20 protein-coding genes are annotated in these 20946 nt (G+C 60.7%); 8 read left to right on the forward strand and 12 right to left on the reverse strand.

Features of this window, described 5'->3' with window-relative positions; genetic code table 11:
* Positions 1 to 129: 129 nt before the first annotated feature.
* The 6 genes from ACKVY0_RS23105 to ACKVY0_RS23130 form a co-directional block, all read right to left on the reverse strand.
* Positions 130 to 2193: a hypothetical protein gene (locus tag ACKVY0_RS23105; protein WP_409217219.1), complete on the reverse strand. Its 2064-nt coding sequence runs from the start codon at positions 2191 to 2193 to the stop codon at positions 130 to 132.
* 90 nt (positions 2194 to 2283) lie between these two features.
* Complete coding sequence (locus ACKVY0_RS23110) at positions 2284 to 4482, reverse strand: DUF1549 and DUF1553 domain-containing protein (protein ID WP_409217220.1); 2199 nt, start codon at positions 4480 to 4482, stop codon at positions 2284 to 2286.
* 67 nt (positions 4483 to 4549) lie between these two features.
* A complete protein-coding gene (locus tag ACKVY0_RS23115) occupies positions 4550 to 4726 on the reverse strand; it encodes a hypothetical protein (RefSeq protein WP_409217221.1) in 177 nt (58 codons plus the stop codon).
* 110 nt (positions 4727 to 4836) lie between these two features.
* Positions 4837 to 5211 (reverse strand): helix-turn-helix domain-containing protein, encoded by a 375-nt coding sequence (locus tag ACKVY0_RS23120; RefSeq protein ID WP_409217222.1) that lies wholly within the window; start codon positions 5209 to 5211, stop codon positions 4837 to 4839.
* The gene (locus tag ACKVY0_RS23125) at positions 5208 to 5525 is read right to left on the reverse strand and encodes a type II toxin-antitoxin system RelE/ParE family toxin (protein ID WP_409217223.1); all 318 of its coding nucleotides are present in this window, start codon (positions 5523 to 5525) and stop codon (positions 5208 to 5210) included. The genes ACKVY0_RS23120 and ACKVY0_RS23125 overlap by 4 nt, the downstream gene beginning before the upstream one ends.
* Before the next feature lie 37 nt (positions 5526 to 5562).
* Entirely contained in the window at positions 5563 to 6903 is a 1341-nt protein-coding gene (locus ACKVY0_RS23130) for a DUF1501 domain-containing protein (RefSeq protein ID WP_409217224.1), read from the reverse strand.
* Between the two features lie 165 nt (positions 6904 to 7068).
* Here ACKVY0_RS23130 and ACKVY0_RS23135 point away from each other — a divergent pair, with 165 nt between their 5' ends.
* The 5 genes from ACKVY0_RS23135 (at position 7069) to ACKVY0_RS23155 (ending at position 11355) form a co-directional block, all read left to right on the forward strand.
* Positions 7069 to 7413 carry a hypothetical protein gene (locus ACKVY0_RS23135; RefSeq protein WP_409217225.1) on the forward strand — a complete coding sequence of 115 codons (345 nt, stop codon included), beginning with the start codon at positions 7069 to 7071 and terminating at the stop codon, positions 7411 to 7413.
* A 158-nt stretch (positions 7414 to 7571) separates the two neighbouring features.
* Positions 7572 to 7925: a helix-turn-helix domain-containing protein gene (locus tag ACKVY0_RS23140; protein ID WP_409217226.1), complete on the forward strand. Its 354-nt coding sequence runs from the start codon at positions 7572 to 7574 to the stop codon at positions 7923 to 7925.
* Between the two features lie 78 nt (positions 7926 to 8003).
* Entirely contained in the window at positions 8004 to 8645 is a 642-nt protein-coding gene (locus ACKVY0_RS23145) for a response regulator (RefSeq protein WP_409217227.1), read from the forward strand.
* 16 nt (positions 8646 to 8661) lie between these two features.
* Positions 8662 to 9987, forward strand: coding sequence for a sensor histidine kinase (locus ACKVY0_RS23150; RefSeq protein ID WP_409217228.1), 1326 nt, complete (start codon positions 8662 to 8664; stop codon positions 9985 to 9987).
* Between the two features lie 84 nt (positions 9988 to 10071).
* On the forward strand, positions 10072 to 11355 hold the full coding sequence (locus tag ACKVY0_RS23155) for an efflux RND transporter permease subunit (RefSeq protein WP_409217229.1): 1284 nt from the start codon (positions 10072 to 10074) through the stop codon (positions 11353 to 11355).
* On the opposite strand, the gene ACKVY0_RS23160 is transcribed toward ACKVY0_RS23155, so the two are convergent.
* Both ACKVY0_RS23160 and ACKVY0_RS23165 read right to left on the reverse strand, forming a co-directional pair.
* The gene (locus ACKVY0_RS23160) at positions 11327 to 11725 is read right to left on the reverse strand and encodes an HNH endonuclease (RefSeq protein ID WP_409217230.1); all 399 of its coding nucleotides are present in this window, start codon (positions 11723 to 11725) and stop codon (positions 11327 to 11329) included. The two genes, ACKVY0_RS23155 and ACKVY0_RS23160, sit on opposite strands and share 29 nt — an antisense overlap.
* Positions 11725 to 11976 carry a hypothetical protein gene (locus tag ACKVY0_RS23165; protein WP_409217231.1) on the reverse strand — a complete coding sequence of 84 codons (252 nt, stop codon included), beginning with the start codon at positions 11974 to 11976 and terminating at the stop codon, positions 11725 to 11727. Before ACKVY0_RS23165 ends, ACKVY0_RS23160 begins: the two co-directional genes overlap by 1 nt.
* A 48-nt stretch (positions 11977 to 12024) precedes the next feature.
* Between ACKVY0_RS23165 and ACKVY0_RS23170 the strand changes: the two genes are divergently transcribed.
* The 3 genes from ACKVY0_RS23170 (at position 12025) to ACKVY0_RS23180 (ending at position 16310) form a co-directional block, all read left to right on the forward strand.
* On the forward strand, positions 12025 to 13899 hold the full coding sequence (locus ACKVY0_RS23170; RefSeq protein WP_409217232.1) for an efflux RND transporter permease subunit: 1875 nt from the start codon (positions 12025 to 12027) through the stop codon (positions 13897 to 13899).
* A 141-nt stretch (positions 13900 to 14040) separates the two neighbouring features.
* Entirely contained in the window at positions 14041 to 15024 is a 984-nt protein-coding gene (locus ACKVY0_RS23175; protein WP_409217233.1) for an efflux RND transporter periplasmic adaptor subunit, read from the forward strand.
* Positions 15021 to 16310, forward strand: a complete 1290-nt coding sequence (locus tag ACKVY0_RS23180; RefSeq protein ID WP_409217234.1) for a TolC family protein — start codon at positions 15021 to 15023, stop codon at positions 16308 to 16310. The genes ACKVY0_RS23175 and ACKVY0_RS23180 overlap by 4 nt, the downstream gene beginning before the upstream one ends.
* 1 nt (position 16311) lies before the next feature.
* On the opposite strand, the gene ACKVY0_RS23185 is transcribed toward ACKVY0_RS23180, so the two are convergent.
* The 4 genes from ACKVY0_RS23185 to ACKVY0_RS23200 form a co-directional block, all read right to left on the reverse strand.
* Positions 16312 to 17055: a DUF2490 domain-containing protein gene (locus ACKVY0_RS23185; RefSeq protein WP_409217235.1), complete on the reverse strand. Its 744-nt coding sequence runs from the start codon at positions 17053 to 17055 to the stop codon at positions 16312 to 16314.
* Positions 17056 to 17158: 103 nt separating this feature from the next.
* Complete coding sequence (locus ACKVY0_RS23190; protein ID WP_409217236.1) at positions 17159 to 18781, reverse strand: SulP family inorganic anion transporter; 1623 nt, start codon at positions 18779 to 18781, stop codon at positions 17159 to 17161.
* 100 nt (positions 18782 to 18881) lie between these two features.
* Complete coding sequence (locus ACKVY0_RS23195; protein ID WP_409217237.1) at positions 18882 to 19739, reverse strand: nucleotidyl transferase AbiEii/AbiGii toxin family protein; 858 nt, start codon at positions 19737 to 19739, stop codon at positions 18882 to 18884.
* Entirely contained in the window at positions 19712 to 20848 is a 1137-nt protein-coding gene (locus ACKVY0_RS23200) for a type IV toxin-antitoxin system AbiEi family antitoxin (protein ID WP_409217238.1), read from the reverse strand. Before ACKVY0_RS23200 ends, ACKVY0_RS23195 begins: the two co-directional genes overlap by 28 nt.
* Positions 20849 to 20946 lie beyond the last annotated feature (98 nt).

Raw genomic sequence — 20946 nt, forward strand, 5'->3', positions numbered from 1 at the left:
GAGCGATGCGCTGATCTCTTTGCGTGCGCTTTACCTGACGCCCTCACGCTGGAACCACTTCTGGCAACAGCACTCCCAGCCGTCTGCTTCTTCGCTTTAATCTACATCATTCCGGCGACGCACCCTCAGTTACTTCTTCGCCACTTCCTTCACGCGGATGCGGATGGGATTGGAATAGACGATGAATGTGGCCTCTTTGGGCGCGGCTTTGGCGGTGAGGTCTTTGACGAGCTTGTCGGCAGTGGCTTTGGCGGTGTCGGCGGCTTTGACTACGGCGGTGGCGGCTTTGACGAGATCGGCTTTTTTGGGCGTGGCATCGGCGTTGGCAGCGTCGAGTTGCTTTTTGGCGGCTGCTTGAGCTTCGATGGCTTTTTTGGCGTCGGCTTCGGCGGCAGTGAGTTCTTCAACGTTGCGGCGGATTTTCATCTTGGCGGGGCCTTGGAGGATGAAGCCGTAGTCGCCGGGGGCGAGCTTGAGAGTCTTCACATCGAGCGTGAATTTGCCGGCGACTGCTTTGGCGGCGATGTCGGCTTCGGGGGCTTTGGCGGGGTCGATGAGGCCGAGGGCTTTGAGCTTGAGGGCGTCGGGGAAATCGGCGTGGCGGGTGACTTTGAGGGCGATTTCGAGTTTGGCGTCGGCGGCGACTTCGAGGAGGTCGGTTTTCTCGGTTTGGATGAGTGCGGGTGAGGTCTGGGTGCTGACGCCAAGCGCAGGAGCGCCGGTGGTGCGGTAGAGCAGGTTGTCCTTGGTCGCGTCGGCGACGGGGAAGCTGACGAATCGGCTTTGCGGGATGCCGCTGAGGATGGTGCCGCCTGCGGGAGCATCGGCGGTGGCTTGGAAGGCGATGTAGCCGAGTGACTGGCCTTTGCCGATGAAACCGCCGAGGCAGGTGACGCCTGCGGGCAAGTTTTCGGCCTTCAATTCGATGGGTTCGCTGAGGGCGTTGCGATTGGGAGCAATGACTTCCAATGCGGCGATGCCGTTGCGCGGCACGTTGGCACTGCCGAGATCACCGGTCTTGGCTTTGGCGGCACCGGTCATCACGGCATTGATGGCGATGACAGGGGCGGGCTTCGGCGCTTCTTTGAGGATGCGGAGTTCAAAGGGGTTGGTGGAATTGAAGGCGTCGCTGATGGAGATGCGGAAGATGCCATCGGCTTTGGCTTCAAAGGCATACGAGGGATCGCGGCTGGCGATGTTGATGCTGGGCACGGGTGTGATGGCGGGTGCGTCGGCGATTTCGGCCTGCGCGGTGAGGACTTCCTTGCCATCGGCTTCTTTTTTGACGTTCTCGATGATGAGCTGTGGATCGGTGGCGTGGCCGAGCTGATGCGAGTGGACTTCGATGATGAATTTGTCGCTGGCTTTGAAGGCGAGATCGAAGGAGTGCGGTACGCCGTGGGGGAGGAAGGAGTCTTGGATGGTCTGGCTGATTTGGATGGGACGGATAGGACTGATGGGAGGAATGGGACGGATGGTGGGTGCGCGGTCGGTGAGGGTGACGCGGAAGCCATAATCATCGCCGGCGCGGAACATGAGGTCATTCAAGCGGAGGCGGTAGGTGGCATCGGCTTTGGCGGTGAAGGTGAGGACGCCATCGCGCAGGTGGGCGAGTTCGCGGCCGGTGGGGGCGCTGAGGGTGGCAAGGAGTTCGGTGCGGGTGTCAAAGCGGCGACCGCTGAAGGTGGCGGTGATGTGCTGGCCGGCTTTGGCGTCGATAGTGAACCAGTGAGGCGTGGCGGCTTTGAAGCTGCCTTGAATCACCGAGTTGAGCGCGACTTTGAGGGCCTTGTCGGGCTTGGCGTTGGTGCCGGGGGAGTCGATGGCGTCCAACGTACTGATTTCGAAGACGCGCGGATTGGAGACGCCGTAGCGGCCGACGAAGCGGAGATCGTAGAGCGCGGGTTTGAGATCAGCGGGCAGCGCGAGGCTGACGACGTTTGGCTTGGTACTTTTGACCGGGATGGAGCGTTCGTTGAGCAGGATGGCGATGGGCGCATCGAGGTCAGTGCCGCGAAGCGTGAGTTCAATGGTTATGCCCGCTTTGGAGCCGAGAGGAGCGATGCCGGTGAGCGCTGGAGTGGGGAACGTGGCCTGGGAGAATGCGGAGGCGGCGAAGGCCAGCAGGATGGCAAACTGAAAATGGAGAATGGAGAATGGGGAATGGCGATGATGCATGGCGCGGGTGTTCATTTGGCAGTTTTCAGTTCCCCCATTCTCAGTGCTTCCATTTCATGAAGGCGGATGAGGGCATCCGCACTCCGCATGAAGCGGCGTTCTCGATCAATGATTGAACAAGAACTCCTTCGTGTTCAGCAAGGCCCACAGGATGTCTTCATAGGCTTCCTTTTTGCCTTTGAAGGCTTCGTCGCCGGTTTTGCCCGCGGATTTCTTGTCGAGATGCGCGTGGGCGAATTTGACTTCGTCGGCGTTGGGTTCGCGGCTGAGGGCGATGTGGTAGAGGTCGGTGATTTTGTCGTCGTCGGGGCGATTGTCCTTGGTGAGGGCATCGGCGCGACCGTTTCCGCGTGAGAGCTGGGTTTGGATCTCGGCGGCGTTCAGGAGGTGCAGACTTTGTGCGAGGCTGGCTTCCTGGGTGCGCTCGCATTCGCAGGCGCTGGAGGAATCAGGACGGCCGAAGACGCTGAGGAAGTAGTTGCTCTGGTTGTAGCTGTTGTCGGGGAGGGCGACGGCGCGGGTGCCAGGGGCTTGGCCGGCGAAGTTGGTCTCAACATCGAGCAGCGTGTTGACGGAGTCGTAAAGCACTTCGGCATTGAGGCGTTTCGGATAGTAGCGGCTGAAGTTCTGACGGTCCTTGGCGTTGTGCGCGTTCGGAATGGCGCTGAGCTGGTAGGTGCTGGAGTTGGTGATGGTGCGGATGAGCTGCTTCATGTCGTAGCCGCCTTTGATGAAGTCGGCGGCGAGTGCGCTGAGGAGTTCGGGGTTCACGGGTGGGTTGGTTTCGCGCATGTCGTCTTCGGGTTCGACGAGGCCACGATTGAAGAAGTGCTTCCAGTAACGATTCACGAGCGTGTGGGCGAAGAAGGGATTGTCTTTCTGGCTCATCCATTCGGTGAGGGCCTGACGCGGGTCCTGCTCGGGCTTCAGCTTCAAGGCGGCGGCACCGAGGCTGGTGGGCATGACGGCTTCTTTGGTGCGGATGTTGGTGGTCTGCGCGACGCCGCGTTTGTGGAAGATCATTTCTTCGCCAGCGAAGGCGGAGGGCTTGCGGCTGACGTTGCTGAAGAACGCGGCGAAGCCATAGTAGTCCTGCTGGCTCCATTTTTCGAAGGGATGATGATGGCACTGGGCGCACTGCATGCGGGTGCCGAGGAAGAGCTGGGCGACGTCTTCCATCTGCTGCTTCATCTCTTTGACCTGACGATACCAGGCGACGGGCGGCTGCTGGTCGAGTTCACCGGAGGCGGTGACGACTTCACGCACGAACTGGTCATAGGGTTTGTTGTCGGCGATGCTGTCACGAATCCACGAGTAGAAGAGGTAGCTGCCGCGCGCGAAGGTGGGCTGCGTGCGCTGATTGCGCAGCAGGGCGCTCCATTTGTTGGCGAAGAATTCGGCGTACTCGGGGCTGTCGAGCAGGCGGTCGATGAGGACGCTGCGTTTGTTGGCATCTTTGGAGGCGAGGAAGTCCTTCATCTCGGGCGCGGTGGGCAGGCGGCCGGTGATGTCGAGCGTGACGCGGCGCAGGAAGGTGCCGTCGTCGGCCATGTCGGAGGGCGGGATGCCGATGGTCTTGAGCTTGGCGATGACGAGGTCGTCCACGAAGTTGCGCACGGGCGGCAGTTTTTCCACGGGAGCGCCGAGCGGCACGGTGGCGCGGAAGGTGCTGACTTTGCCCTGATAGCGGACCATCACGGCGACATCGCCAGGATAATCAAAGAGCTTTACGAGGCCGCCTTCGGTGGTTTCGGCCATGCTTTTTTCGTTGGCTTCATACAAGGCGCGGCGGGTGACGTCGCGCGTGCTGCCGTCGGTGTAATGGGCGGTGACTTTGAGCTGCTGCTCGGCTTTGAGCGGCAGGGTGAGCTTCGCAGGTGCGACGCTGATGCTGGCCATCTTGGGATCGGTATCTTTGCCATACGGCATGCCTTCGCGAATCCAGCGCGCGAGGTCGGCGTAGTCCTCGGACTTCGGATCGAGCTTCTTGCCGCCGCCATGCGGGAGCTGCGCGGTGCCTTTGGTGAGAAACAGGCTCTGCTCCGGCGATGCTGGAAAGACACGACGACCACGCGCTTCTTTGACGATGTGCTCATAATCCTCCTGCGGCTCAAAGCCGAGCAGCGAGAGCTTGAAGCCGTTCTGGCCGCCGGACTTGCCATGACAGCCGCCGGAGTTGCAACCAGCCTTGGTGAGGATGGGTACGATGTCGTTGGCGAAGTTCAATGCGCGCGGTGCCTCGGCAGCGAGGCAGGGCGCGGCGATCAAACATGCGGCGAGGGTGGGAAGGCGGTGCAGGTTCATAACAAGACAAACCTACGGGCCTGGGGCGGGAATCTTGTCGGGGGATGATGAGATGAGGCGAAGATCATCACTCATCAGGCCACGCCGGATACGGCTTCGTCTGCCCCGGCTTGAGTCCGCCGACATGCTGAATCGTTTCCTCGTAATCCTTGTGGCCCGGACTCATGAAGAATGCGGCATCTCCAACGGCTCCTTGACCGTCTTCTGCGCGAAGCATGACGGTGATCATGCGGTCAGCAGACATGCTGGCGATTCCAATCGTCTCCGCCGTTTCGCCAGAGATTGGTGCGCTCGTTAAAGAGCACGCCGTCAGACCGATGATCACAAGCAGAACGAAAATCGCTTTCATGCCCATCAAGCAGTCGCCAGCACGCGTTTGATCGCCTTGGGTTCTTTCTGCGCGACTTGAATCAGCACGCGGGCCGCGCCGGTCGGCTTGCGGCTGCCCTGTTCCCAATGATGCAAGGTGCGAATGCTGATGCCGAGAAACCCAGCGAATTGAGATTGCGACATCGACAAGGCAGAACGCGCCGCCACGATTTCTGTCTGCGCATTCCACTGGGCTTTCTTTTCGCCCTGATACTTGTGCGGATCGACCTGCGTGCGTTTGACACTGCCATCAGGTTGCTTGGTCAGCCGCCAGACGCGGGCAGGTGCTTTTTCACCACGGCGCACCGCGCCAGCCTCACGGATGGAGGATTTGATTTCTTCGAGAGTTTTCTTGTTCATACGAGGTGTTCGGTGACGAGTTGCTTGAGCTGACGAGTCATCTGCGAGTCCAGATCCTCCATTTCGTTCTTGGCATAGAGATGGAGCAGAAGAATCTGGCCTTCGGCAGTGACGTAGTAGTAGATGAGTCGGAGGCCGCCTCGTTTTCCACGGCCAGAACCCGCCCAGCGCAGCTTGCGAAGACCTCCACTGCCTGGGATGACGGCGCCGGATTCGGGACGCTCCATCAAATGAAGCTGCAAATCCAAATACTCATCGTCATCGCCGAGCAGCGACAGATTCTTGGCGAAGTGGGAAAACTCAATGAACTCCACGCGCCTCTATACTCCAATGGAGCATTGATGACAAGGCTCAAACCAGCTCCGCCATCGGCAGGTGCCCATCCACGAGATACTGCGGCCTGCCGGTGAGGTCAGTCAGCGTGGCTTTCGTCACGTCGATGCCGAGCTGTTTATAAAGCGTGGCGAAGACTTCGCCGAAGGCGACGGGGCGGTCGGTGGGTTCACCGGCGTGTTTGTCGGTGGCACCGATGACCTGTCCATGACGCATGCCGCCGCAGGCGAGGAGGGCGGAGGCCACGCGCGGCCAGTGATCGCGGCCGCCTTTGGCGTTGATCAACGGCGTGCGGCCAAACTCGCCCCAGACGACGACGGAGACGTCTTTATCGAGACCCCGCTCGTGCAGATCGGTGATGAGGGCGGTGAGGCCGCTGTCGAGCAGCGGGAGGTCTTCGCGGAGCTGGCCGAAGTTGTTGGAATGGTAGTCCCAGCGACTGAAGGCGAGCGTTACAACACGCGCACCGGCTTCGACGAGACGACGTGCGGCGAGAAAGTGCTCCGGCAGGCGTGGACCACCGTCGTCGCGGTTGCGGTCCTCGCCTTTGCCATAGCGGGCGACGATGCGCGGGTCTTCGCGGCTCAAGTCGAGGGCGTGGAGCAGCTTCGGACTCGTCAGCACATTGAGCGCCTGCTCATTGAAGACATCCACGCCGCCCATGAGGCCGCTGGAGTCGAGATCGCGGCGCAGATTGTCGAAACTGCCGAGCAGCGACTTGCGATCACGCAAACGGTCGAGCGTGATGCCATTCAATGACATGTCCTCTTTGCCCGCGCCTCGGTTCGCTTGAAAGGGAGCATGCGGGACACCGAGGAAGCCGGGATCGCCCGTGCGTGCCCATTCCATGTGGCCCATCTTCGGAGCGAGGCCAACGAACGCGGGCATCGCTGGATTGGCACTGCCCTGCAATTTAGAAACGACGGATCCAAGCGAAGGCCAGCCGCCGGGAGCTTGTTGCTTGAATTTACGACCCGTGAGGCACTGAAAGGCATCATGGCCGCTGTCGCAGTCGGCCAGCGAGCGGATGAGCGTACACTTATCCATCATCTTGGCGAGGCGCGGCAGGTGCTCGCAAATCTGGATGCCGGGGACATTGGTGGAGATGGGTTTGAACTCGCCGCGAATCTCGCTCGGCGCATCGGGCTTCATGTCGAACATGTCCTGATGCGATGGACCGCCCGGCAGGAAGATCATGATCACTGCCTTGTGCGACTTGCCCACCTGCTGCGCCGACTCGGCACGCAGCACATCATTGAGAGAAATGCCGCCCATGGCGAGGCCGCCGATCTTGAGGAAGTTGCGACGCGACACGCCATCGCAAAAGCCGTCGCTGGGATGTGAGTAGATGTTGAGCATGGCTGGTTGGAGTGCCGCAAACCTACGGTTCGAGGGATGGGACTCTTGCCGAACTGTGTTCGTCTGAAAGTGCTCAGTGCTTAGTGCTCAGTCAGAACGACGCTTCGGGTTGCTTGACTGAGCACGAAAGGCTAGAGCAGCGGCACGGCAGGCGTTGGGAGAACCATGAGCGGACTGATCGGACACACGATGTATGGCCTCCTCGCGGCGAAAGCCGCGAAAGGACGCGGCCTGTCCATCACACCGATCATCGAGCGGCATCTGCCGAGCTTCCTGTGTGGCGCTTACATCGGCTGCGACATCCAGGTGATGCCAGAAGCCGTGTGCGTCGATACGGGACGCGAGGTCGGCTTCGGCACGGTGCCGCTGGAGAAAAGTCCCATCACCGGTGGCGCGGTGAGGCCGTGGTTGCTCGTGCATGACGGACAAATGTATCGTCCCAAGCAGATTCACGAGTTGTTCTATGGCCGTGCGCACCTAGTGGCCGGCATCACCAAAATTGACGGGTAATGTGTTTAATGCTTCTTAACCATTTCATGTGTCAGTGGTAGAGGTCTCGGATGTAGAAATATCGCATCCGTCGGACCCCTGAAGAACGTGCCGAACTCGAAACCTTTGTCGCCAAGGGCAACGGCGCGGTGACCAAAAGGCAACATGCTCATATCTTGTTGGCAGCAGATGCCACCGGTCCCAACGGTGAGTGTCTCGACGAGGAGATTGCCCGTGTTTTGAGCGTCTCGATCTCGACCATTGAACGAACGCGGCGGGCACTCTGTGAGCATGGACTAAAAGTAGCCGTGCATGGATGGCCTGTTTATCGCAAGGTGCCCCGTTCCAAGTTCGATGCGAAAACCGAGGCCCAACTGGTGGCGAGCGCTTGCAGCAAGGCCCCGGAAGGAGCCGCACACTGGACGCTGCAGTTATTGAGTGACCAGCTGGTCAAACTCAAGATCGTTGAGAGCATCAGCCCCAGCACCGTCGGTCGCCTTTTAAAACAAACCGCTGCTCTAGCAGTTCTTTAGAACTCGCCATGCCGTCTCTACCTGAAAAAGACCGCCTCCTTTTGCTCCAGGAACTTTGCTCGCCATGGTAAGGCCGCTATGGCCGCCAAACAAACACGCATTCTGCTCGCCGATGATCACGCTGTGGTCCGCAACGGCTTCCGCATGATCCTGGCGGCACAATGGGACATGGAGGTCGTCGGCGAAGCCTCCAACGGTCGCGAGGCGGTGGAAATGGCCGAAAAACTCACACCCGATGTCGTGGTCATGGACGTGACCATGCCGGAGTTGAACGGCATCGAGGCCGCGCGGCAGATCACCAAGTCGCTGCCGAAGACCCGCATCCTGGCGCTTTCGATGCAGAAGGACTCGGTTTATGTGCGCGAGATGCTGCGTGCTGGCGCGAAGGGCTATCTGCTCAAAGACTGCAACGAAGGCGACTTCCTCGCCGCCGTGCGGGCCGTGGCGGTCGGCAAGGGCTGGCTGAGCCCCGAGGTGAGCGACGCGGTGCTCGATGACTACCGCAAGCACGTCACCAATCCGATTGACCTGCTCTCCCCACGCGAGCGCGAGGTGCTGCAGATGATCGCTGAGAGCAAGACCAACAAGGAGATCGCCACCACCCTGAGTTTGAGCGTGTACACCATCGAGGCGCACCGCGGCCGCATCATGGAGAAGCTCAATCTGCATTCCATCGGCGAACTGGTGCGCTTCTCCATCCGCAACGGCCTCATTGACTGAACTGGAGGCCGCCGCCATGCCCTTCACCTTTTTCCGCATCACCGAACGCCATGTGCTGCGCAGCCTCGTGCTCGGCTTCGCGCTGGTGATGGTGCTGCTGGGCGCGGCGGGCCTCATCGCGGTGCGGCAGAGCCAGCGCATCCGGCTTAGCGTGGCGCAGCTTGCGCGTGATCAGCTTCTCATCGCCCGCCTGCTGCATGATGTGCAGATGGAGGAGAATGCGATGACCGAGGTGCTGCACCAGCTCGCGCAGTTTCATCCGCAGCAGCACGACCACATCACGCTGCTGCATGATCTGGATGAGAGCGACCGTCAGCTCGCCCGGCTGTCCGCTGAGGCGCGGGCGGCGGCGGGTGACGCGCTGTGGCGTGATCTTGACGCCAGCGTCAAAGCCTTCACGCTGGAGGCGCACCGCGTATTGGAGACCGCCCGTCCGGTGCCGCGTGAAAAACTGGAATCCCTGTTCGTGCATCACGATCATGTCGTGGATCTCGTCAACCGGCTCATCCAGGCCAGCTCGGAGCGTCTGGCGCAGGCGGAGCGCCAGATCGAGCAGCAGTCGCAGGATCTGGGTGATGACGCAGCGCTGCTGCTTGGCTCCAGTTTCGTGCTGGCGGCGATTTGCGCCATGCTCACCATCGCGTTTGCCCGCAAGAGCATCCAGCGCATCCAATGGCAGTCGGAGGAGCTGAACCGCGTCTCCTGGCACATGCTGCAGACGCAGGAGGAGGCCGCGCGGCGCTTCTCCCATGAGCTGCATGACGAACTCGGCCAGTCGCTGGCCGCCGTGCGTGCGAACCTGACCAGGGGCGCCACGCATGATCTGGATTCGCTGCGGGCGGACTGCCTGCACCTCGTGGATGAGTCCATCGCCAACGTGCGTGAGTTGTCCCAACTGCTGCGGCCCGTCATTCTCGATGATTTCGGCCTCGACGCCGGTCTGCGCTGGCTGACGGAGAAGTTTGCGCAGCGCACGCGGCTCCAGGTCGATTACGCCTCCGACTGCACCGATCGTTTTGCCGATGAAACCGAGACGCATCTCTACCGCATCGCCCAGGAAGCGCTCACCAACATCGCCCGGCATGCAGAGGCCACGCGGGTGGGCGTCACGCTGTCATGCCGGGATCGCAGCATCCGCCTGAGCATCGAAGACAACGGCAAAGGCATGCCCGCCATCATCGCGGACAGCATTTCCAGCCCCAGTCTGGGCATGGTCGGCATGCGCGCCCGCGCGCGGCAGTCCGGCGGCGAACTCAGTGTGACGGACGTCACCCCGCGCGGTCTGCGCATCGAAGCGGTCGTGCCGGTGCGGCTGGCCGGCCCGGTCGCGCAGGTCGATTGAACTAACTGGCGTTCAGGCTATATCGCCTGAAATAACCCACCAGCCCTGTTAGTTGCTACACACCTTTTTAGTCACTCTGCCCGCATGTCTTTGCCTCGCCTCGCCCTTCGCCACCCGTGGTCCATCATCGTTGCCGTCATCGCGGTGCTGCTTGGCGCATGGGTCGCAGTGCAACGCATGGCGCGGGATGTCTTCCCGCCACTGGGCATTCCGACGATCTATGTGGCGCAGCCGTTTGGCGGCATGGATGCGCTGCAAATGGAAGGCTACCTGACCTACTACTACGAGTACCACTTCCTCTACATCACCGGCATCGAGCATGTGGAGTCGAAGTCGATTCAGGGCGCTTCGATCATGAAGCTCCAGTTTCATCCGGGCACGGACATGTCTGCTGCTCTCGCGGAAACCATCGCCTATGTGAATCGCTCGCGCTCCTTCATGCCACCGGGCACGCCGGGAGCCTTCGTCACCCGCTTTGATGCGGGCAGCGTGCCCGTGGGCAATCTGGTCTTCTCCACCGAGAATCCGAACCGCTCCGTGGCGCAGATGCAGGACGCGGCGCTCAATATGGTGCGCCCGTTGTTCGCCACGCTGCCCGGTGTCTCAGCGCCGCCGCCGTTCGGGGGCAGTGCGCGCACGATTGTCATCCAGGTGAAGCCGGACCGCCTCCGCGCCTACGGTTTGTCGCCCGATGACATCGTTAGTGCGATGACCGCCGCCAACACGATCAGTCCCAGCGGCAATCTGTCGCTGCCAAACAGCTATCCCATCGTCCCCATCAACGCGGTGGTGAAAAACATCCAGGATCTCGCCGCCGTGCCGCTCAAAGTCACGCCGCAGGGCGCGGTGTATGTGCGCGACATCGCCACCGTGGCCGATGATCACGACATCATCACCAGCCACGCCCTCGTGAACGGCAAACGCACCGTGTACATGCCCGTCACCAAACGCAGCGACGCCTCCACGCTCAGCGTCGTCGAGCTGGTGAAGAAAAACCTCGGCAAATTCAAAGCCGCCTGCCCCGACGACATCAACGTCAGCTTCGAGTTCGATCAAAGCCCGTGGATCATCCGCGCCATCAACGATCTCGCCAAAGAAGGCCTGCTGGGAGCCGCACTCACGGGCTTGATGGTGCTGTTGTTCCTGCGCGACTTCCGCAGTGCGGTGATTGTCATCATCACCATCCCAATCGCCATCGCCGCCTCACTCCTGGCCCTCTGGCTCACCGGGAACACGATCAATCTCATGACCCTCGGCGGTCTCGCCCTCGTCGTCGGTATTCTCGTTGATGAAGCCACGGTCGAAATCGAAAACATCCACCGCCGCATGAAACAGGACGTCACCAGTCCGCCAGATTCTCCAACCTGATCTCCACCCGATGCGGCGCATTCATCTCCAGCAAAAACAGCGTGGTTCGGCCGACCGCCGTCAGGCCGAAGATGCGCCCATTTTCCATGCTGAAGTGCTCCGCCCACAATTGAGTGCGAGGCTGAAACAACAGCACCACCTGAGCACCGTCGGGATCAATGCTGGCAAGATTCGGTCCCTTGAGCCAATTGCAGTGCCTGCAGGACAGCGCCAGATTTTTCAGCAAGTCCGGGCCGCGATGCTGCTGAGCGATCACATGCTCGACATGGTAAGAGTAGTACCCCTCCCAAGACTGCTTCATCCGGCAATACTCGCAACGGTGTCCAGCACGTTCACGCACTGCCTGCCGCAATGGTGCAGGAAGACTCATCAGGCGGCAGCTTGCAGCTTCTTGCGCGCCTTGGATTGCAGGATGCCCAGGAAGTTCGCGAACATGATGCAGCTTTGGTACTCTTGCCGTTCCTCGGTAGTGAGAAGTCCTTCAGTCGCCCTGTCCCCTAGATATTCCAGCCGCTCCTCCTCCTGGGGTGAGGCACGGAGATCAATGAGTGCCTTTAAAGCCTCTTCATTCATGGTTTCGGCCACGCTGGCAAACTTGGAATCAAAGTCGGCAGGAATCATGTCCCCATTCAATCACCTCGCTCCAGCCGTCGCAACCTAGATTTCCTGATGTCCGCACCTGATCCACGCTCCAACAATCGCCTGCGCCGCATCGTGCTCGATGCTTCCGAAGAAACCATCGGCCCGCGCTCGCTCTCGATGCTCTGCATCCTCGCCGTGTTCGTGCCGAGCTGTTTCATGACCGGTGCCGCGAAGGCCCTGTTCATGCCATTATCGCTCGCCGTCGGCTTTGCCATGATCGCGTCGTATCTGCTTTCCAGCACCCTGGTGCCCATCCTCAGCATCTGGTGGCATCAGCAGCCTCGTCCGGCGAGTCAGACACGTCCGACCATTCAGACATCACTGCGCTGGCTCTTCCTCCCCAGCATCACCACGCGTCACATCCTCGTCCCTGCCTACCTCGCCGGCACCGTTTTCGCGCTGATGCTGTTCTTCCCGCGTCTCGGCAGTGAAATCTTCCCGCAGGTCGATGCCGGGCAGCTCCAGCTTCGTTTCCGCGCACCCGCCGGTACGAAGCTCGAAACCACCGAGCAGATCGCCAAACGCATCCTCGCCACCATCGCCGATGAAGCCGGTGCCGACAAGATCGCCACCACCATGGGCCTCGTTGGCGTGCATGCGCCGAACTATCCCGTCAATCTCATCCACCAATGGAACAGCGGCCCCGAAGAAGGCCTGCTGCAAATCCAACTCAAAGACAACAGCGGCGTCCCCGTCGCCCCATTGCGTGAAAAATTGCGGGAACGTCTCGCCCGCGAACTCCCCGATGTGCGGCTCTCCTTTGAGCCTGCCGACATCGTTTCGCGCGTCATGGCGCTCGGCTCGCCCACGCCCATCGAAGTCGCCGTCAGCGGCAAAGATTTCGCTGCCAGTCGTGCCTTTGCCGAACTTGTACGTGAAAAACTCAGCGCCATCCCCGCGCTGCGTGATGTGCAGTTCGGCCAGACGCTCGATTATCCCAGCGTCGATGTGAACATCGACCGCGAGCGCGCCGGCTTGCTCGGTGTGAAGATGAACGACGCCACGCGCAGCATCGTGGCCGCCACCACCAGCAGCCGGTTCACCGTGCCCAACTACTGGGCCGACACCAAGACCGGCATCAGCTACAGTTTGCAGGTGCAGGTGCCCACCGAGCAGATGAAGGGCCTCGAAGACCTGCGCAATCTGCCCATCACCGCCAGCAAGGCCACCGTGCCGCTGCGCAATTTCGCCAAAATCAGCGAAGGCAACGTCATCGGCCAGTACGACCGCTACAACATGGCCCGCACTATCAGCGTCACCGCCAACATTCACGACAGCGATCTCGGCAGCGTCGTGAGCGCGGTTGAACGAGCCCTCGCCCAGCTCACCGCACCCGCTGGCGTCAACATCGCTCTGCGCGGCCAGGTGCCGCCGATGAAAGAGCTGCAAAGCGGCCTGCGCACCGGTTTGCTCATCGCCGTCGTCGTCATCTTCCTCCTTCTCATCGCCAATTTCCAAAGCGTGCGCCTCGCCCTCATCGTCGTCAGCACCGTGCCCGCCGTGCTGCTCGGTGTCGTGCTCACGCTGTGGCTCACGCAGACCACGCTCAACATCCAGAGCTTCATGGGCGCGATCATGGCCGTCGGTGTCGCCGTCGCCAACGCCATCCTCCTCGTCACCTTCGCGCATCGTGCGCAGCTTGGCGGTCTCGCCCGCAAAGACGCCGCGCTCGAAGGTGCCACGTCGCGCATTCGCCCCATCCTCATGACCAGCCTCGCCATGATGGCCGGCATGATCCCCATGGCCCTCAGTCGCAGCCAGACTTCACCTCTCGCCATCGCCGTCCTCGGCGGACTCGCTTTCGCCACCGTGGCGACCTTGCTGGTACTGCCTGCGGTGTATGCGCTGGTGGCGTCGAAGATCGCCACATTGGCTTCTTTGGAACCAACAGAACCAGCGTGATCCAAAGTGCTCAGTGCTCAGTGCTCAGTTCTCAGTTCTCAGTTCTCAGTGCTCGGTGCTCAGTTTCCCATCATCCCTCTTCCGACGCATCAATCCCATCTACTGTGCACTAAGCACTGAGCACTCCACACTTTCCCTCCCATGCGCCTCCTGATCTTCTTCCTTCTCACCACACTCGCCGGAGCGATCGAACTCCCAGCCACCAAACCTACCACCGGCCTCATTCATCGCTGGGTGACACTTCCTTCCACACTCGCACCGTGGCAGCAGGCCGTTCTTTACGCCAAGGTCACCGGCTACATTGACAAAATCACCGTGGATAAGGGCGACACCGTCAAAGCGGGCCAGGTGCTCGCCACCATCGAGATTCCTGAACTCCAGGCCGATCTCGCCAAGAACAAAGCCGAGGTCGCCGCTGCTGACATCGAGGTGAAGCGCATGCATGAGGCACGCGCGAAGTCGCCTGATCTCGTGCTGCCGCAGGCCGTGGATGATGTGGAGGCCAAGCTCGCCATCGCCAAGGCCACGCTCGAACGTGCCAGCACCATGCTGGCCTTTGCGCAAATCAAAGCGCCGTTCGATGGCATCATCACCATGCGCAGCGTCGATCCAGGAGCACTCGTCAACGCCGGCACCAGCCAAGTGTTGCAAATCGTCGATGCCAGCACGATTCGCCTGCAAATTCCCGTCACCGAGATGGAATCCAGTCTTGTACAGGTCGGCAAGCCCATCAAAGCGCAAATCGATGCCACTGGTGCCACGCCCATCGAGGCCACCATCTCCCGCATCGCCTACGCGCTCGATCCCGCCACGCGCACCATGCTCGCCGAGGCCGATTTGAAGAACGCCGACCTCAAACTGCGCCCCGGCATGTATGCCAGCACCAAGATCGCCGTGGAGAAACACGAACAAGCCACGCTCATCCCCGTGGCCGGACTGGTCATGGAGAAGACCAACGCCTTCGTCTTCAAACACGTCGATGGCAAAGCCATCAAGACCGCCGTGAAGACCGGCTTCAATGACGGCACGAATGTCGAGATTCCCGAACTCAAAGCCGATGACGTGATTCTGCTGCCGGGAACAACATTACTCACCGACAAACAACCTGTTTCGATCAAGCCATGAAACTCGCCCTTTCCTTTCTTTTCATCGCGACACTCGCCCATGCCGATCCCGCGTTCGTCGATCTGCGCACGGTGATGAAGCTCGCGGGCGCGAACAACGACGAGATCCAACTCGCGCGTGCGAAGCATGACGAGGCAGTGGCGGAGTCGAAGCAGGCGTGGCAGCGCTTCTGGCCGGCGTTGAGCCTTGGTGCCGGTTATCGCGGGCATGACGGGCGGTTGCAGGACATTGGCGGCAACGTCTTCAACGCGAACAAGCAGCAGTACAACGTCGGCACCGGCGTGATGATCGACTGGTCGCCCGGTGACATTTATTATGCGGCCCTGGCCTCCAAACAGCGCGCTCTGGCCGCTGAACACCTCGCTGAGAAGGCACGCATCGACATCGTGACGCAGTCGGTGGAGCGTTACTACGATCTGCTGGCCGCTGAAGCCTCGATGGTTATCATCCAGGACGACCTGCAACTGACCGAGGACTATGCGAAGCAGCTTGGAGGTGCCGTGGCTGCCGGAACGGCCTTCCGCGCTGATTTGCTCCGTGTTAAATCGCAGATCAGCCGCGCGAAGCTCGCCATTCGCCAGGGCGAGGAAGCACGCGATCTCGCTGCTGCCAGACTCGCTGAAATTCTCCGCCTCACGCCCGATGCGGCGCTGCGTCCGGCGAAATCCGACCTCGTGCCGGTGAGAATGATGTCTGGCAAAGGCGTCGCCACGATGATCTCACTCGCGCAGCAGCACCGTCCCGAGATGCAGGCCGCGCAGGCCATTCACAGCTCGATGGATGCGGAAAAAGACCGCGTGCGCATCGCGCCGATGATTCCGAGCGTGCAGGCCGGTTACACGATGGGCGGATTCGGCGGTGGCCCCGGCGTAGGCGGCCAGCAGTGGGGCAACTTCGGCCGGCAGCAGGATTTTTACGTCGGTGTCGGCTGGAAGATCGGCCCCGGCGGCCTGCTGGATCGCCAGCGTCAAAACATTGCCAATGCGCGTGAAGAAAGCGCCTCGCTGCAAACCAGCCAAGTCCGAGCCGCCATCGGCCGCGAAGTCGTCGAGGCCGCCACGCGTTCGCAATCCGCCAACGATCAGATCAAGATCAACGACGAAGCCGTCGATGCCGCCGAGGAGATGACCAAGCTCGCCAAGGAACGCCAGGCCAGTCAGCTCGGCGTCGTGCTCGAATACCTGCTGGCACGTGATGAACTTACCCGCGCCCGTCAAAGCCGTGTGAAGGCCGTGACGGATTTCAACAAGGCCCAGCACGCGTTGAAGCGTGCGGTGGGAAGGTAGCTCATAGCTTGAACGGCCACTTCGACATCAGCCACACGGCCACGGTGTGGTTGTTTTCCCATACCCTGCCGCCCCGCCGCTGGAGGGTCTGCTCCATGAAGCCGATCTCGAGCTTGGTGGTGTCGCTCAATTTGCGGCCAAGGCCGATGAAGGCGCGGTTTTGATCGAAGTAGTTCATCGAAACGTTGGCACCGAAGTTGAAGAAGGCTTCATCCCAGAGGGCGAGGTACCATTTCTTGTCATCGCTGAGCGGAATGGTGGTGCGCAGCATGTAGCGGATGCGGTTTTCGTAGCGCCAGTTCAGCACGTCCCCGGTGCTCGGGGCCACTTCGCCGATGCGGCGCTGCTCGAGGCGGAAGCGATGGGTCCATTCCAGACCAAGACCCTTGTGCGTGTAGGCCACCTGCTCCCAGAGGCGATTCTCAGGAAACTCGTGGGCGATGGGAATGTCACCATACGGATGCGTCTCGACCCAGGCGTAACCGGCAGTGACGGTCAAAGCGGGACTGATGGCGTAGTTGATGCCGGGGCGTAGCAGGAGCTGCTGCCAGTGCTCACCGAAGTCGGCACGGCGGACCTGCGACTCCAGGTGCAGACCCCATTTACTGCCGAACAGCGGATGATCACCAACGTAGTTGAGCCAGAGGTTGTCATTCGACTCCGTGTGGTCGGCGGCGGAGGCGATGTGGGCTCCCGCGAGGACGGCGGCGGCAATCAAGAGGGTGAATAAGAGACGGCGGATCATGATGAGGCAGGTTCTTTGCGAAGTGGCAGATGAAGTGGCGGCGGCGTTCCCGATCGCCGCCGCCGGTTTCAACACCAACGGGAAATTTCCAAATGAAATGGGATCAGGCAGAGGGGCGCAGCACGCGGGCGGCCAGGGGATGGGAGGAGACGGCGCTGTGTTCGTCGAGACCTTCGATGATCAACTCGCGATTTTCCAGTTTCCAGTCCTGGGCCATTTCTTCGAGCTTTTTGAGCGCGGAATGATCCACCAGATGGGTTTGGGAGAGGTCGATGCGCACTTTTTCATCCTTCATGGCCAGCAGTTGTTTGCGCAGCGAGAGCCAGTTGCTGAAGACGACGGCTTTTTTGATGGTGAGGACCGGATGGCCGGTAGCCTCACAGCGACTCAGCTCTGTTTGTGGAAAGAACAGATTGCCGAGGGAGGTGCCCTGGAACATGTGCAGCACCAGTTTCACGAGAATGCCGACACCGATGCCGATGAGCAGGTCGGTGGCGAGCGTGGCGATCATGGTGGCGAGGAAGACGGCGAGCTGGCATTTGCCGACGTGCCACATGTGATAAAATTCCTTCGGCGAGGCGAGATTGAAGCCGGTGAAGACGAGCATGCCTGCAAGAGCGGCCAGCGGGATGTTGTTGAGCAACCACGGCACACTGGCGACGAGGATGAGCAAGAGCGCACCGTGCCAGAAGTTGGCCCAGCGGGTGCGGGCACCGTTGTTGCGGTTGGCGGAGGAGCGCACGATCTCGGAGATCATCGGGATGCCGCCGATGCACGAAACCAGCGTGTTCGCTGCGCCGACGGCGAGCAGATCGCGGTTCAGATTGGTGCGGCGCTGCCACGGATCGAGCAAGTCGATGGCCTTGGCGCTCAGCAGCGACTCCAGCGTACCCACCAGCGAGTACATCACGATCCATTTGAGGCTGGCCATGGAGGCGATGCCTGAGAAGTCCGGCCAGGCGATGCCGGTGAGCAGGTTCATCGGCAGGGCGACGAGATTTTTCGGACTGACGACATACTCATGCCCGTGGAACTGGTACATGTGCTGATGCTGAATGTCGAAGTAGAAGGCCAGCGGGGTGGCCACCAGCAGCACCACCATTGGTCCGGGGATGGCCTGCACGAGCTTGTTTTTGATAAACAGACGGCCAAACAGCAGCAGCAGCGAGATGGCACCGATGAGCGCGATCTCAGGATTCATGTTCATGATGCTGTGCGGAATCTCCGCGAGCAGTTCCAGCGGCTCCTTGGCATGTGCGGCGACGCCGAGGGCGACGTGCGCCTGCTTTGAGATGATGATCACGCCGATGGCGGCCAGCATGCCGTGAACGGCGGCCACCGGGAAAAATTCGCCCAGCGTGCCGAGCTTGAAAGCCCCGAACAGCATCTGAATCACCCCGGCCACGAGGCCGACAGCCAGCGCCTTTTCATACCCAAGTTCCTGCACCGTGCCGAGTACGATCACGATCATGCCCGCCGCCGGGCCTTTGATGGTGAGTTCGGAGTTGCTGAGAAACGGCGTGAGCATCCCGCCAATGACCGCCGTGAAAATCCCCGCGATGGGCGGCACCCCGGAGGCGATGGAGATGCCAAGACAGAGCGGCAGCGCGATGAGGAAGACGAGGAAGCCGGAGAGCAGATCCTTGCCCAGGTAGGTCTTGAAGCCGGCGAAATTTCCGATGGGCTTCGGCCCGGTGAGGGTGGTGATGGGGGTGGGAGCTGACATGGTGTGGGTGCGTATTTTGACGCTCCCATTGAACCACGGCTCCCCGCCTCAAAAACATCCCCTCCACAGGGTATTCTCATCCCCGGTTGAGGGGATGTGGCTAAAGCAGTTCCAAGAAGCGCCGCACCAGCTCGTAGGCACGTCGTGCCTGCATGGCCTGCGTTTCCAAATCCTGCGCAGCATGGAACTCCACAACCTGCTGCGGCCCAAAATCAGCCACGCTGGCAAACTTTGCGCGAAGAATCTCCACCGCACGCTTCACCACTTGGTCGTCCAAACGCTGCTGCCAGTCATGCGCGAGTCCTTCGATGCCCGCAGGACTATTTTCCAGGCAGTAACACAGATCGTAGCTGTCCTTTGGCTTATCCCGGCCTGCGATAGCGTGGGCTTTCATCACCATAAAATCCGCCAGGGATGCCACACGGAGACACACGGTGTTCTTGGCACCACGCACTGATTTGCCCGTGAGTGGCAGACTCACGGGTGCATGAAAGGCTACGCCGCATGCATCCGCCTGGAGCACACGAAAGCCCTCCAACATCTTCTTGGTCCGCCTTTTCAGCTTCACCTCTTTGTCGGCCAAAAACTCGACTTCCACCTCGATTAGCGTCCCGCCATCCTGCAAATCGACTTCGACGATAAATTGGAAATCTTTCACGCCATGCCTGTAACGCTTATTTTCCAAAAGCAGCTTGAGCATGTCGGCGTAACGCCCGTCTTGCAGTCGCCGCGCATCCAGCGCGATGTCCACATCAATGCTTCCGATGTGGGGCTCCTCTGCTGAAGGCAGAAGCAAATCCGGAACCCAGCCGCCGATGACCACGAGGCAGTCCACATAGCTCGCGAGCACCTGTCCTAGATCGATCAGCACACGTCGCGCGGCTTCCACCTGACGGGCGCTATAGTCATCCTGATGGCGTGGCTCATGCATCATTTCTTCGGGCCTTTCTTTTGCCACGCTGGCTTGAGCATCTTGTCCAAGACCGCCTCTGCCGCTTCTTTCCCGCGTCCGCCACAGTGCATGAGGTCCACGAATGTCTGGGCCGCATTGGTGCATGGCAGCGCCGCCGTGCCGGTCTGTGGCAGGTAAAACACACCACTGTCTTCAGGAATGAGCACCACCAAATTTTCGCCAGAGTCCACAGGCTTAGCGTCCAGAAGCTCAGCCATCTCGTCCTCCCATTCAGCACCCACATACAGCCAAGTCTTTGGCTGCCGCACATGCGGAGCTTGTTGTTCAGCGGCAGAGAAGGCAGCCAGCGCGGCGTGCCCCTGCGCCACATCTCTCAGTCGTGCCAGCGCCGTATCCAGCGCTCGCCCTTGCTTGAGTGTGAAGTAGCCATGAAGCGAATGTCGCTCAAAGCGGTACGCCTCTGACCATGCAGCTAACATCCCAGGCGCATCACTCACTCGGAAGCCGCCTTCTGCATCCGCTGCCAGATAGGCCTCTTCACGCAGATGCAGCACCAGTTTGTTGATCAGGCCGATGCTCACCGCTGGCTGACACCCCACCTGAAGCGCACGCTGGGTCCAGCGACGGCCTGTGTTCTCGATGGCTAACAAACTGCGCACCACACGCGCTGCCTCCGCCGAGTTCAGTTTTGCCACCGGCTTCGGCCGTTGATGCGTGGCCTGCTGTCCGCGGCGCTCGATATAAAGAGCACCCGGCACGTTCAGGCGGCAGTTCCCCGCAAGGTCGAACCAACTCCAGCCATGCTGCTGGCAAAGCTCCGCCACTCGCGGTGAGATCAAAGGGGCTGCCAGCACGGGTATCCGTAATGTGCGATCACCGTCGGGATGGAACGTCTGCTTGATTGAGACATGCGGAAAGCGTGACGGCCTTGGCAGCTCATCACACTCCACCCACAGCTCCGCACGTTGCTGTTTGGGCAGCGGCACAACGGCCATGAGATCAAAAACACGCCCATACGCCGCCGGATTCACCGACACATCCCAACCTTTGAGCCATGCGACGCTGCCCAGCAGCTCACGCAACTTCTGCGCCAGTGCTTTTTCAATGGCACGGGCCTGGGGGGAGGCTTTTTTGGCAGTTGTCTTCGTTTTCACGGTTCCGTGAACATGGGCAAATTCGTGAGCATCGTCAATCAATCAGTTCAGCATTCATCGCCGATCATCCCCACCAACCCAGCATGAATACCCCTTCT

The organism is Prosthecobacter sp. (assembly GCF_046154365.1).
Taxonomy (GTDB): Bacteria; Verrucomicrobiota; Verrucomicrobiia; order Verrucomicrobiales; family Verrucomicrobiaceae; genus Prosthecobacter.